The 13274-nt window shown below is 62.2% G+C and carries 9 protein-coding genes and 2 tRNA genes; 10 read left to right on the top strand and 1 reads right to left on the bottom strand.

All coding sequences use genetic code 11. The features are described 5' to 3' along the window. Nucleotides 1-312 precede the first annotated feature (312 nt). Entirely contained in the window at nucleotides 313-1248 is a 936-nt protein-coding gene (locus NMG80_RS03390) for an IS481 family transposase (RefSeq protein WP_254016827.1), read from the top strand. Between the two features lie 87 nt (nucleotides 1249-1335). Here the strand turns inward: NMG80_RS03390 and NMG80_RS03385 are convergent. Beyond that, a tRNA-Asn gene (locus tag NMG80_RS03385) sits at nucleotides 1336-1410 on the bottom strand. A gap of 221 nt (nucleotides 1411-1631) precedes the next feature. Here NMG80_RS03385 and NMG80_RS03380 point away from each other — a divergent pair. The 9 genes from NMG80_RS03380 (at nucleotide 1632) to NMG80_RS03340 (ending at nucleotide 13204) form a co-directional block, all read left to right on the top strand. Next, the gene (locus tag NMG80_RS03380) at nucleotides 1632-1892 is read left to right on the top strand and encodes a hypothetical protein (protein ID WP_254016826.1); all 261 of its coding nucleotides are present in this window, start codon (nucleotides 1632-1634) and stop codon (nucleotides 1890-1892) included. Nucleotides 1893-2144: 252 nt separating this feature from the next. Then, nucleotides 2145-2218 (top strand) — tRNA-Cys (locus NMG80_RS03375). Between the two features lie 112 nt (nucleotides 2219-2330). Beyond that, complete coding sequence (locus NMG80_RS03370) at nucleotides 2331-2999, top strand: protein-L-isoaspartate O-methyltransferase family protein (protein WP_254016825.1); 669 nt, start codon at nucleotides 2331-2333, stop codon at nucleotides 2997-2999. Between the two features lie 186 nt (nucleotides 3000-3185). Further along, nucleotides 3186-4586 (top strand): TolC family outer membrane protein, encoded by a 1401-nt coding sequence (locus NMG80_RS03365; RefSeq protein ID WP_254016824.1) that lies wholly within the window; start codon nucleotides 3186-3188, stop codon nucleotides 4584-4586. A 216-nt stretch (nucleotides 4587-4802) separates the two neighbouring features. Then, nucleotides 4803-5690: a PopZ family protein gene (locus NMG80_RS03360; RefSeq protein ID WP_254016823.1), complete on the top strand. Its 888-nt coding sequence runs from the start codon at nucleotides 4803-4805 to the stop codon at nucleotides 5688-5690. Between the two features lie 218 nt (nucleotides 5691-5908). Continuing rightward, nucleotides 5909-8692 (top strand): valine--tRNA ligase, encoded by a 2784-nt coding sequence (locus NMG80_RS03355; protein ID WP_254016822.1) that lies wholly within the window; start codon nucleotides 5909-5911, stop codon nucleotides 8690-8692. A 435-nt stretch (nucleotides 8693-9127) separates the two neighbouring features. Further along, the gene (locus NMG80_RS03350; protein WP_254016821.1) at nucleotides 9128-10360 is read left to right on the top strand and encodes an OmpP1/FadL family transporter; all 1233 of its coding nucleotides are present in this window, start codon (nucleotides 9128-9130) and stop codon (nucleotides 10358-10360) included. A gap of 296 nt (nucleotides 10361-10656) precedes the next feature. Next, nucleotides 10657-12381: a dihydroxy-acid dehydratase gene (gene ilvD / locus NMG80_RS03345; protein ID WP_254016820.1), complete on the top strand. Its 1725-nt coding sequence runs from the start codon at nucleotides 10657-10659 to the stop codon at nucleotides 12379-12381. Continuing rightward, a complete protein-coding gene (locus tag NMG80_RS03340; RefSeq protein WP_254016819.1) occupies nucleotides 12368-13204 on the top strand; it encodes a tetratricopeptide repeat protein in 837 nt (278 codons plus the stop codon). Before ilvD ends, NMG80_RS03340 begins: the two co-directional genes overlap by 14 nt. Nucleotides 13205-13274 lie beyond the last annotated feature (70 nt).

The following is a 13274-nucleotide window of genomic DNA, read 5'->3' as shown; positions in this document are numbered from 1 at the left end:
CTTGCCGTTTATGGACGCACACTAACTAGTGTCTCACCCAAGGGTGCAGTCCAATGGGTTACACTTTCCGGAGCCGAGCCGATGTCCGTTCAGGCGCAATCCCGCCGTGTGCATGTCTTTTCACGATGCCGCCGCCGAATCTACGATGAGGGCTTGCAGGCCTAGGCGAGGGCAGGGCGCCAAGCTAACTTACCGCTGACTTCGATTGGCCTCTCCGCTGTTAGCTAGCTGTGACCTTTCCATAGGTTGTCCATCCGGCCCGGACCGGGAAAGCTGAGGTTGTCGAAGCTTCAGTGATTCTCGGAGGACCGGATGAACATCCACAAGAATGCCCGTCTGACGCCGCGCGGTCGAGAGCGAATTGTAAGGCAGGTCGAGAGCGGGCAGACGCCGCAGGCCGTGGCCGAAGCCGCAGGCGTCTGCCCGCGGACGGTCCGCAAGTGGGTCGACCGATATCGCCGCGAAGGATCGGCGGGATTGCGAGATCGCTCATCCCGGCCGCATCGGCTGCGCCAGCCAACGCCTCAGGCGGTTGTCGAGACGATCGAACGGCTGCGCCGCCAGCGCTGGACGGGCAAGCAGATCGCTGCCGAGGTCGGCGTCTCGCCAGCAACCGTCAGCCGTGTGCTGCGCCGACTGGGCTTGAACAAGTTGAGCGCGCTGGAACAGGAACCTGTGCGCCGCTATGAACGCGAGCATCCCGGTGAACTCATCCATCTCGATATCAAGAAGCTCGGCCGGATCGGCTCTGTCGGACACCGCATCACCGGGCGATATCCTGGTGCAATCAACCGCCACCACGGCATCGGCTGGGAGTTCGTCCATGTCTGCATAGACGATGCCTCGCGCATCGCTTTCGTCCAGGTCATGCCCGACCAGCGCAAGGAGAGCACCGTTGCCTTCCTCGAGGCCGCCGTCGCTTACTACGCCAGCCTCGCAATCAAAGTGCAGCGGGTGATGACCGACAACGGCTCCTGCTACCGATCACGGGCTTTCCGGGCAGCCTTGCAAACGTCTCGGCCTGCGCCAGATCTTCCCCAAGCCCTATACGCCGAACGCTTCATTCAGACCAGCTTGCGCGAATGGGCCTATGCCCGCGCCTACAACACTTCCGACGAACGCAACGCCGAGCTGCCGCGATGGCTCCACCGCTATAACTGGCATAGACCTCATGGCAGTATCGGCTCAAAACCGCCCATCAGCCGACTCGGTCTGGCCGGGAACAACCTATTGAGGCTCCACAGCTAGCTATTCCAGCAGAAGCGAAGCGGATCAATGCGTAGGGAAAAATTCGTACGCTGGCGCGCAATATCGCGCGCTGGCGTGGAAGGGCGTTGGCTCCCCGGGCCGGATTCGAACCAGCGACCAACCGGTTAACAGCCGGTTGCTCTACCACTGAGCTACCGGGGAACAGAGGCTCTCATGTGAGTGGCGCAGCCTATAGCAAACCCGTTTCGGCTTTGCAAAGAAGCATTTCGTATTTTTCGGCGCTTTTTCGCGCCACGATTTCTGGCAATCATGTGCGCGCGTCCTCATATGAGCCGTCTGGCGGGGTGCGCGGAACCGAAAAGGCGGTTGCGGCTTTCGTCAGCTGATGCTTTTACTTTGCCCGAACGGACCACTAACCAGATATGAGCGCAGCAAGCCACAACCACCCACCGGCACGGAAAATATCGGTCTTCGGCCGTCAGTTCACCATGCCGCGCTCGCGCGGCCTCAGGATTGCAATCGGCGTCGTGCTGATCTTCGGCGGCATTCTCGGCTTTCTGCCGATCCTGGGCTTCTGGATGATTCCGATCGGATTGCTGGTGCTCTCCTACGAGTTTGCTGTGGTGCGCCGCCACCGGCGCCGGCTCGTCGTGTGGTGGGAACGGCGGCGGCGGCCGAACTGACGGGTTTTGCACCGCGGCCAGCCTGAAGGGGCGGCTCAACTCAACCTGGCTAATCCCCGGAACTCTTTTCCCAGCCCTCGCTGCTCTCCTTCAGAATGGCGGATCTTCTGCTTACCGCACGTAAGGACGGGGCCCGGGCTTTCCTTTGCGTGGCATCATGGCCGAGGGGAAACCGTCCGGAATGCACCATGGCCGCTTGACGGCATTTTCGCCGCAACCTATTGGAACCGGGTGGAACGCCGGGAGCAATGAGGCCTCGTGGCGGAGTGGTTACGCAGAGGACTGCAAATCCTTGCACCCCGGTTCGATTCCGGGCGAGGCCTCCAAATGCCAAGCTCCCGTGCATCCGCTCCGGGGGGCCGGTCGACATGAGCCGCGGTCCTGGCGCGGCAAGCGGAGTGGTCTTGGGCGGATTGGCTTGGGCAGAGTGGTTGGAAGATGAGCGCTGATTTCGCCGAACGTCGGGTGAAAATGGTCGACGGCCAGATCCGCACCACCGATGTGACCAGCGCGCCGCTGCTCGAGGCGATGCTTGTCGTGCCGCGCGAAGCCTTTGTCGCCCCCGGCCAGCGCGATCTGGCCTATATCGACGAAGACATCCGCATTGCCAATGGAGCGGACGGCCCACGCTATCTCATGGAGCCTTCGCCGCTGGCCAAGCTGATGCAACTGGCCGAGATCGGCCCTGGCGATTCGGCGCTCGATGTCGGTTGCGGCACCGGCTATGCGGCAGCGATCTTGTCGCGGCTGGCAAAATCCGTCGTTGCGCTGGAAAGCGATCCGGCATTGGCCGAGACCGCGATGTCGACGCTTTCGGCGCTGGGCTGCGACAATGTCAGCGTGGTCAAGGGACCGCTGCCGGAAGGCCATGCCGCGGGAGCACCCTACGACGTCATTTTCATCGGCGGCAGCGTGGAGAAAGTGCCGGAGACGCTGCTCGACCAGCTTGCGGAAGGCGGTCGGCTCGTCGCCGTCGAAGGGCAGGGGAATTCGGGCGTGGCCCGATTGTTCCTGAAAACAGGGGGGGGTGTAACCGGTCGAGGCGCCTTTAATGCGGCAATTAAGCCACTACCGGGATTCGAACGTATTCGTGCGTTCGAGTTCTGAGTGATTTTGGCTTGCAGCAAAGCCGTTGTCATGTTCGCTTGCGCTTGAACAATCGTTGCTGATCCGCACAATCGGGGTTTTCTTTTGGGGGCAGACAGCAGGGAACCTGAAACACACCGCGCCGGCTGCCCGAATGGGAGAAGCCGGCGCGGTGTGGTTCCCATGCAAAACGAACGAGGGAATAACGTGCCGTCTTTACGCAAGAGTCTTTTTGCCGCCGTCCTCTTCTCGGCGACCGCGCTTTCTCCGCTAGGCGCCTCGGCGGAAACCATTCTTGGTGCACTTTCAAAAGCCTATCAGAACAATTCCCAGCTCAATTCGGCCCGCGCCGGCGTCCGCGTCACCGACGAGGGCGTCGCCATCGCCAAGTCCGGCTGGCGCCCGGTCATCACCGGTTCTGCGGACATCGACTTCTCCAGAAGCCATTTCGATGCCCGTCGCGGGCCGAGTCGAGACCTTTCGTTAACCACCGGCAACTTCGGCGTCCAGATCGACCAGACCTTGTTCGACGGCTTTCAGACCAGGAACAACGTCGCCGCCGCCGAATCGCAGGTCCGCGCCTCGGTCGAGAGCCTGCGCAACACCGAAGAGAACATTTTGTTCAACGCGGCAAGCGCCTACATGGACGTGATCCGCGATCGGCAAGTGGCGGTGCTGACGGAACAGAACCTGCAATTCCTAACCGAGCAGGCACGCGCGGCGCGCTCGCGCTTCGAGGTCGGCGAAGGCACCCGCACCGACGTTGCGCAGGCCGATGCCGAGCGCTCCTCCGCTGTGGCGGAACTGGCCGCCGCCCGCGCTCAGGCGCTGGCGAGCGCTGCGACCTATCGCCAGATCGTTGGCGACGAGCCAGGCAGGCTCAGGGCCGCTTCGCCGCTGGCGAAGCTGTTGCCGTCGAACCTCGATGCGGCTATCGCGATTGCATCCAGCGAGCACCCGGCCATCCTCGCCACCCAGCACCTGGTCGACGCGGCGGCGTTTTCGGTGAAATCGGCTGAAGGCGCACTGCTGCCGCAGCTTTCGGCTTCCGCCGGCGTTTCCAGCGCCTATCGCAGAACAGCTCCGGGCTCCGCCGATACGGGGCAAGACGGCACAACCAATTCGGCCAGCATCGGCGCCACCTTGACTATACCGATCTATTCGGGCGGGCGGACGTCGGCGATAGTGCGTCAGAATAAGGAATCACTCAGCCAGGCCCGGATCGAGGTCGATGTCAGCCGCGACACCGTGCGGCAGGCCGTGACCTCGGCGTGGACGCAATATACCGCCGCTCAGCAAACCGTGGTGGCCAACAGGCAGGTGATCGCCGCCGCGCAGCTTGCCCTAAGCGGCGTCATTGAGGAGCGCAATGTCGGCCAGCGCACCACGCTCGACGTTCTCAACGCGCAGGCTACCCTCATCACCGCCAAGATCAACCAGGCCGGCGCCGAACGCGATCTGGTGGTGGCGAGCTATGCCATCCTGTCGGCTATCGGTCGTCTTTCGGTCGAGCGTCTCGCCCTTCAGGTAGTGAAATACAAGCCCGAAGAACATTACAATGCGGTCAAGGACAAGTGGATCGGCCTGCGCACGCCAGACGGCCGCTGATCACCTCACCAGTTTCAACTTCCGTCCAGTTTCAAGCTATTTAGAGCCCGCGCGTCCAAAAAAGGAGGCGCGGGCTCTAATCTGTTGAAATCCAACATGCCCTCAGATTGGGGATTCTCGTAAGGCGATCCGTCGGTTACGCTGTTGCCATGATTCGAATCCGGCTTTGGCCGGACAGGAAATCTGCAACGAGTCACAAGGGCGGCGGATGTGACGATGGCGACGGCAAGCAGCGTACAGCGCGAACCTTCCATGGAGGAGATACTGGCTTCCATCAGAAGGATCATCGAGGACAACGACACCGGCCGCAAGCAGCCGGACGAAACGGATGACCTGCTGCAGGATCTGACGTCGGTAGCTGTGCCGGCACCGGCGGCAGGCGGGACGCCGCCGGAGGTAGGCGGGACGCCACCTGAGGTGAGTGCGTTTCGCGCCGAGTTGCGTCCTGGGTTCGACGCCAGGAGGCCGGCCACGCTGACCGAGGTGCAGGCGCAGCCGTCGGCCGTCAAGCCTGTCTTCGCGCGCGTGGAGCCGCCGGCGCGTTCCGATCCGGCTCCGGTCAAATCGCCCGTGACGTTTGCTGGCGACAGGGTCGCGGCCGAAGCGGCCGCGGCCGCCAAGCTGGAGCCGGATGCGTCTGCGACGGCAAGGGTTGCGGAGACGACCGACAGTATCGTTGCCGGGTGGCGGCGTGATATCGCCGCAATTGGCGAAGCGAAGATCGTGGCCAAGCCGGACAGGGCCCCAGACAGGGCTGAGCTGCGACAGACGCCGGACGCCGAACCGAAGGCTGAGGTTTTGGAGGACGCGGCCGAACATGCTTTCGAGCCGGCCGCGCCGCGAAGCGGGTTGGCGCGCCCGGCGACGAGCGAGGCACCGTCCACGCGTCCGGCGATTCTTTCCGAACATACGGGCCGGCAAGTTGCCGCCGCCTTCGGCGAGCTTTCCGATGCGTTCGCCAGCCGCAGCAAGAAAACCTTCGACGAGATGGCCGAGGAGATGCTGAGGCCCATGCTGCAGGACTGGCTGGACAACAATCTGCCGACGCTGGTCGAGCGGCTGGTGCGCGAGGAAATCGAACGCGTAGCGCGCGGCGCACAGTAATAATTCCGACGGTCGACGGATGAACCCTGCCGCGGTGGGCGACGTCTTCGTTGATGCGCGATGCAATGCCTACGACCTCGGCAGTGGCATTGCCTGCGATCTTGTCCGATCTATCTGTATGCAGGCGAGCCCGCTTGCCTGCCGCTCGCGGTTGACTTGGCCAAAACCTTCCGATTTACACCGGACCAGCAAAAACCCGACAGCCCGGACGCCTTTCCATGCTCGAAAAAACCTACGACGCAAAAATCGTCGAGCCGAAGATCGCCAAAGTCTGGGAGGAGGCCGACGCGTTTCGTGCCGGCGTAGGCGCCGAGGAGGGCGCGGAAGCCTTCACCATCGTCATCCCGCCTCCGAACGTCACCGGCTCGCTGCATATGGGCCATGCGCTCAACAACACGCTGCAGGACATTCTGGTGCGCTTCGAGCGCATGCGCGGCAAGAACGTGCTGTGGCAGCCCGGCATGGACCACGCCGGCATCGCCACGCAGATGGTAGTCGAGCGCCAGCTTATGGAGAAGCAGATCCACCGCCGCGACCTGACGCGCGATGAGTTCATCGAGAAGGTCTGGGAGTGGAAGGCCGAATCCGGCGGCGCGATCTTCAACCAGTTGAAGCGGCTGGGGGCCTCGGCCGACTGGAGCCGAGAGCGTTTCACCATGGACGAGGGTCTGTCCAAAGCGGTGCTCGAAGTGTTCGTCACCCTCTACAAGGAAGGCCTGATCTACAAGGACAAGCGCCTTGTGAACTGGGACCCGAAGCTCTTGACTGCGATTTCCGACCTCGAGGTCGAACAGCAGGAGGTCAACGGCAATCTCTGGCATTTCCGCTATCCCGTCGAGGGCGAGGTTTTCGATCCGGAAAATCCAAAAACCTTCATCACCGTGGCGACGACGCGGCCCGAGACGATGCTGGGCGATACGGCGGTGGCGGTGCATCCCGACGACGAGCGTTTTCGGCATCTGGTCGGCAAGAACCTCGTCCTGCCGATCGTTGGCCGCAAGATCCCGGTGGTGGCGGACCAATATTCCGATCCGGAGAAAGGCAGCGGCGCGGTCAAGATCACGCCAGCGCACGACTTCAACGACTTCGAGGTCGGTAGGCGCCACAAGCTGCCGGCCATCAATATCCTCACCGTCGAGGCGGCGGTCACCCTCACCGACAATGACGAGTTTCTCGCCGGACTGGAGGTAACACCCGAGCGTCAGGCCGTCTGGGATGAGCTCAACGGCCTCGATCGTTTCGTCGCGCGCAAAAAGATCGTTGAGCTGATGGAGGCGGGCGGCTTCCTCGAAAAGGTTGAGCCGCATCGCCATGCCGTGCCGCATGGCGATCGCGGCGGCGTGCCGATCGAACCGTTCCTGACCGAACAATGGTATGCGAACGCGGCGGAGCTCGCCAAGCCGGCGATCGCCTCAGTGCGCGAGGGCCGCACCAGGTTCGTGCCGAAAAACTGGGAGAAGACTTATTTCGACTGGATGGAGAACATCCAGCCCTGGTGCATTTCGCGCCAACTCTGGTGGGGACACCAGATCCCGGCCTGGTACGGGCCGGACGGCCGCATCTTCGTCGAGAAGACCGAGGAGGAGGCGCTCGCCGCCGCAATTGAATATTATCTGGCGCTGGAAGGGCCGTGGAAGGCCTGGGTCGAGGACAAACTCGAAAATTTCAAGCCGGGCGAGATCCTGATCCGCGACGAGGATGTGCTCGACACATGGTTTTCCTCGGCGCTGTGGCCGTTCTCGACGCTCGGCTGGCCGGACCAGACGCCGGAGCTGAAGACCTACTACCAGACCGACGTGCTGGTAACCGGCTTCGACATCATCTTCTTCTGGGTCGCTCGCATGATGATGATGGGCCTGCATTTCATGGGGGAGGAGCCGTTCCACACCGTCTATGTCCATGCGCTGGTGCGCGACAAGAACGGGCAGAAGATGTCGAAGTCGAAAGGCAACGTCATCGACCCGCTCGATCTCATCGACGAATATGGCGCCGACGCACTGCGCTTCACGCTGACGGTGATGGCCGCGCAAGGGCGTGACGTGAAGCTCGATCCGGCTCGTATCGCCGGCTACCGCAACTTCGGCACCAAGCTGTGGAACGCGACGCGTTTTGCCGAGATGAACGACGTCGCGAGAAACGACGAGTTCTGGCTGAACGACGCCAAGCTGGCGGTCAACCGCTGGATACTGACCGAACTGACGCGCGCGGCGCGCGAAATTACCGATGGCATCACTTCATACCGGTTCAACGAGGCTGCGGGCGCGGCCTACCGCTTCGTCTGGAACCTGTTCTGCGACTGGTACCTGGAACTGCTGAAGCCGGTGTTCACAGGTCCGGACGAGGCTGCCAAGGCCGAGAGCCGGGCTTGCGTCGCCTTCGTGCTCGACGAGATCTACAAGCTGCTGCATCCGATGATGCCATTCATGACCGAAGAGCTGTGGGCTGAGACATCGGGTGGGGGCAAGGAACGGCCATCGCTGCTTTGCCATGCCGCGTGGCCGTCGCCCGACTTCGAGGACGAGGCAGCGGCCGCCGACATCAACTGGCTGGTCGATCTGGTCTCAGGCATCCGCTCCGTGCGCTCGGAAATGAACGTGCCGCCGGCGGCGATCGCGCCGCTGATGGTGATCGGCGCCAATACCGCAACCCGGGAAAGGCTTGAGCGTCAGGCCTCGGCCGTCAAGCGACTGGCGCGGGTCGGCGACATCTCGCTTGTCGATACGGCGCCCAAGGGCTCCGCCCAGATCGTGCTCAACGAGGCCACCATCTGCCTGCCGCTCGGCAGCCTGATCGACCTTGCCGCCGAGGCGGCGCGGCTGCAAAAGGAGCTGGTCAAGGTGACCGAAGAGATCGCCCGCCTGCACAAGAAGCTGTCCAACGACAAATTCGTCGCCAACGCGCCGGAAGATGTCGTGGAAGCCGAGCGCGAAAAACTCGCCGAATATCGCGAGGCGCAAGAGAAGCTTTCAGTGGCTCTGACACGCGTGCGCGAAGCCGGTTGAGCCATCCCTGGTGTTTGAGAAAAAAATTGGCTGAGGAGCGGATTTGCCAAACTCGGCTTCCGCTTTTTTGGCCTGATGCTCAGGAATCGCAAGTCCTGCGAACTCGCTTTTCGGACCGCCTTCCTGCACGAAAAATAGGCATTCCGCAGCGTAAATCTTGACGTAAACGGAATGTTTTAGCCCCATTGTTGCCATAATGTAACAACGGGCTCGGTTGCCGCAAAACGGGCGGTTTTTGCGCCGTTCCAGGTGAGTTTTCCGAGTTTTTTTCTCGATTTGCAACCGAACGGGCCATTTTCCGGCTCTGCGGTGAAGCTGTCACGCTGTCTGAAATGCGGTCGGCGAAGGTGTACATGTACGCATCGAGAATTCGTTGTTGCGCCGTTAACTTGAATTGGGTCTAGCTTAGTCCATTCGTACTAGGGGAGGAGATTCATGAACAATTTGCGTCTGAAAGCGCTGCTGGGGGCGGGGTGCTTTTCGCTGTTGACGTCGGGCGTTGCCAACGCTGGCGGCTTCGACCGGGGCGGTGTCAACATCGACCAGTTGTTCGATGCCGCGCCATATTCGTTCGACGCCGGCGTCACCTATGTTTCGCCACAGCGCAAACTGAAGAATGTGCAGCGCCTGGATTCCCCGCCAAACCCAGTTGCGTTGTCGTCCCCGTCAGTGGACGTTGGTGGCGACTATGCGGTGCCGCGCATCGGCATCAAGGCCAACATTTTTGAACCAGTGGATTGCCTTGCGACCTATACGGAACCGTATGGCGCGGAGGCGGACTTCGGAATGAACAACGCCTATTCGCCATCAGCGGTCGAATACTACGTCAGAACACATGATTTCGGCTTTACCTGCTCCTACAAGGTGAATGTCGGCAAGGGCGCCCTGCGGTTCATCGGCGGGGTCTCCTACCAGGAGGTCGATGCATTTCTGTCGCGCCAGACCTTGCTGGCCTTCGGCAATACCGGCCTCGGCAAGTTCCAGCTTTCCGACGAGGCGTGGGGCTGGCGTGCTGGCGCCGCCTATGAAATTCCCGAAATCGCCCTTCGCGCAAGCCTGGTCTACTCTTCGAGCTATAAATATGACGAACTGTCGGGAACCGTCGACACGACCGGTTTCAGGGGCGCCTTTCCGGCGGATCTGATTCCAGGCGCCACCGGGGTCTTCCCTGTCTCCGCCTCGGCTGAGATACCCCAGGCCGTGGAACTCAAGCTGCAGAGCGGCATAGCGCCCGGCTGGCTGGCGTTTGGTTCGATCCGCTGGCAGGAATGGAGCAAGCTTGGCGTCATCCCCATCAACGGTGTGCGCAGCCCTGTAACCGGTGCTCCCTCGCCAGTTTCCTTCGACCTGCTTTATCGCGACGGCTGGACGGTTTCGGGCGGCATAGCGCACAAGTTCACCGACCAATTGTCGGCCGCGGTTTCGCTGACCTGGGATCGTGGAACCTCGACGACCTCCGGCTATCAGTCGGACACCTGGTCCGTCGCCAGCGGCATCTCCTATTCGCCGAATGACAAGATCGAGGTCAGACTTGGTGGCTCGATCGGTGTCCTGACCAGTGGGTCGTCGACCTTCACCGGCGTTGGCGACACGGCAAATGCCGTCTCCTACACATATGACGACGATCTGCTCCTTGCCGGCTCAGCTTCGGTTAAGGTCAAGTTCTAAATACATGTTTTCAAATAGTAAAAAGCCGGGTCATACCCGGCTTTTTTACTTGAGGGGCTTCCCGGAGACCAAGCGGCGTTGCAATTACGCCGCTTCCCTCTGCCTCACGCGATCGTGATGTTTTGGCAACAGTTTCTGAACATCCCTCGCGCCACGACGGCGCCCGCCGACATTGCCTACTTCCCGCCATAAACCCGGCGCACCTCGAATTTGTCCGCACCTCGAATTTGTCCCGGGACACGTGCCAAAAGGCTCGGCAGTGGGGCAGGTCGCACCGCTCGCGGCAAGGGAAGAGTATGAACGCAAGAGTCATCTCCAAGGCCAAGCTGCCCAGCCGCTATGTGACCGTCGGTCCGGCGCGTGCGCCGCACCGCTCCTATCTCTATGCGATGGGCTTGTCGGCGGCCGAGATCGCGCAGCCACTGGTCGGCGTCGCGAGCTGCTGGAACGAGGCGGCACCCTGCAACATCTCGCTGATGCGCCAGGCGCAGGTGGTCAAGAAGGGCGTCGCCGCGGCTAACGGCACGCCGCGCGAATTCTGCACCATCACCGTCACGGACGGCATCGCCATGGGCCACCAGGGCATGAAATCGTCGCTGGTGTCGCGCGAGGTCATCGCCGATTCGGTCGAACTCACCATGCGCGGCCATTGTTACGATGCGCTGGTCGGCCTTGCCGGTTGCGACAAGTCGCTGCCCGGCATGATGATGGCCATGGTGCGGCTCAACGTGCCATCGATCTTCATCTATGGCGGCTCGATCCTGCCCGGTTCCTACAAGGGCAGGCAGATCACCGTGCAGGATGTGTTCGAGGCCGTCGGCCAGCACTCGGTCGGCACGATCGGCGACGCCGAACTCCTTGAAATCGAACAAGCCGCTTGTCCGTCGGCCGGCTCCTGCGGCGCCCAGTTCACCGCCAACACTATGGCCACCGTCGCCGAGGCCATCGGGCTGGCGCTGCCCTATTCCTGCGGGGCGCCGGCGCCCTATGAGATGCGCGACCGCTTCAATTTCGCCTCCGGCGAAAAGATCATGGAACTGATCGCTAAGAATATCCGCCCGCGCGACATCGTCACTCTGAAGGCGCTGGAGAACGCGGCGACCGTGGTCTCGGCCACCGGCGGCTCGACCAACGCAGCGCTGCATCTGCCGGCGATCGCGCATGAGGCGGGAATAAAGTTCGACCTGTTCGACGTCGCCAGGATCTTCGAGAAGACGCCTTATATCGCCGACCTGAAGCCGGGCGGCAAATATGTCGCCAAGGACATGTTCGAGGCCGGCGGCATTCCGCTCTTGATGAGGACGTTGCTCGACCACGGCTACCTGCATGGCGACTGCCTGACCGTGACCGGCCGCACTTTAGCCGAAAATATGGAGCACGTTGCCTGGAATGATAGCCAGGATGTGGTCCGTCCCGCCAACCGACCAATCACCCAAACGGGTGGCGTCGTGGGCTTGAAGGGAAACCTTGCCCCCGAGGGCGCGATCGTGAAGGTCGCGGGCATGTCGGAGCTTAAATTCTCTGGTCCGGCGCGCTGCTTCGATTCGGAAGAGGAATGTTTCCAGGCGGTTACGGATCGCAGCTACAGCGAAGGCGAGGTCCTCGTGATCCGCTACGAAGGACCGCGCGGCGGTCCGGGCATGCGCGAAATGCTATCGACGACGGCGGCTCTCTATGGCCAGGGCATGGGCGGCAAGGTGGCTCTCATCACCGACGGGCGTTTTTCGGGCGCGACACGCGGTTTCTGCATCGGCCATGTCGGGCCGGAAGCCGCCGTGGGTGGCCCGATCGGGCTGCTCAGGGATGGCGACTTGATCTCGATCGACGCGGTGAACGGCACCATCGAGGTGGCGCTGTCCGACACCGAACTGGCGACCAGGGCAAAGGCATGGAAGGCGCGCGCGACCGACTATCAGTCGGGCGCGATCTGGAAATATGCACAAACGGTAGGGCCTGCCCGCGACGGGGCGGTCACCCATCCCGGTGGTGCGAGAGAAACACATTGTTATGCGGATATCTGAGTTGCTGAGGTTGTCTGTCTTTTCGGCACTGGTCGCGATCGCCACTTTTGGCGCGACCTTGGGCGCCGCGGGCCAGGCCATGGCCTTCGACGACAAGGTGTTCGACGACAAGACCGGCGTGAAGCCGCAGTCGAGCCCGTGGGCGGTGTTCCAGTTCGGCTTCTCCGCCTACAAGAACGGCCGCAAGGAGCAGGCTGCTGAGGCTTATAAATACGCGGCCGAAAACGGCCAGATCGGCGCCACCTGGAAGCTTGCGCGCATGTATGCCGAGGGAGACGGCGTGGAGCGTGACGACTACGCGGCGTTCAAGTTCTTCAGCGAGATCGTCGATCAGGACGTCGAGCCCGGTTCGCCGGAAGAGAGCTATGTCTCGGATGCGCTCGTGGCGCTCGGCGACTATCTGAGGAAGGGCATCCCCGGCAGCCCGATCAAAGAGAACGAGGCGGCCGCCCAAGAGTACTACATGCGCGCCGCCGCCAACTACCGCAACCCGAATGCCCAGTTCGAGATGGGCCAGATCTTCCTGAATGGCAAGGGCGGCGTCAAGGCGAGCATCAAGCAGGCCGGACGCTGGTTCCAGCTCGCTGCGGAAAAGGGCCATGCCGGCGCGCAGGCGACGCTCGGCCACCTGCTCTTCCAGAGCGGCAAGATCGTTCGGGGGCTGGCGATGATGACCGCGGCGCTTGAACGGGCCGCGCCTTCCGACCAGCCATGGATACGCGGCATGCAGGAAGAGGCGTTTGCCGCCGCGGGCGAGGCCGACCGCCGCACCGCGATTTCGCTGGCCGACGACATCCTCACCAAGGGCGCTGGCGACCAGTAGTCGCGGAGCCAGCACGATGCCAACCGCCAGGAAAGACTGGGTCAATTGTCAGGAAGGTTGGGGAATCTCG

It is taken from the genome of Mesorhizobium escarrei (genome assembly GCF_935825525.1).
In the GTDB taxonomy this organism is placed as follows: domain Bacteria; phylum Pseudomonadota; class Alphaproteobacteria; order Rhizobiales; family Rhizobiaceae; genus Mesorhizobium; species Mesorhizobium escarrei.
The sequence above is the reverse complement of the archived record's forward strand: the minus strand, read 5'-3'. Positions and strand labels throughout refer to the sequence as shown.

Coding starts and splice junctions, on each gene's coding strand:
- ilvD (WP_254016820.1), top strand. CDS start 10,657: ATGAACGCAAGAGTCATCTCCAAGGCCAAGCTGCCCAGCCGCTATGTG.
- NMG80_RS03380 (WP_254016826.1), top strand. CDS start 1,632: ATGAGCGCAGCAAGCCACAACCACCCACCGGCACGGAAAATATCGGTC.
- NMG80_RS03355 (WP_254016822.1), top strand. CDS start 5,909: ATGCTCGAAAAAACCTACGACGCAAAAATCGTCGAGCCGAAGATCGCC.
- NMG80_RS03340 (WP_254016819.1), top strand. CDS start 12,368: ATGCGGATATCTGAGTTGCTGAGGTTGTCTGTCTTTTCGGCACTGGTC.
- NMG80_RS03350 (WP_254016821.1), top strand. CDS start 9,128: ATGAACAATTTGCGTCTGAAAGCGCTGCTGGGGGCGGGGTGCTTTTCG.
- NMG80_RS03390 (WP_254016827.1), top strand. CDS start 313: ATGAACATCCACAAGAATGCCCGTCTGACGCCGCGCGGTCGAGAGCGA.
- NMG80_RS03370 (WP_254016825.1), top strand. CDS start 2,331: ATGAGCGCTGATTTCGCCGAACGTCGGGTGAAAATGGTCGACGGCCAG.
- NMG80_RS03360 (WP_254016823.1), top strand. CDS start 4,803: ATGGCGACGGCAAGCAGCGTACAGCGCGAACCTTCCATGGAGGAGATA.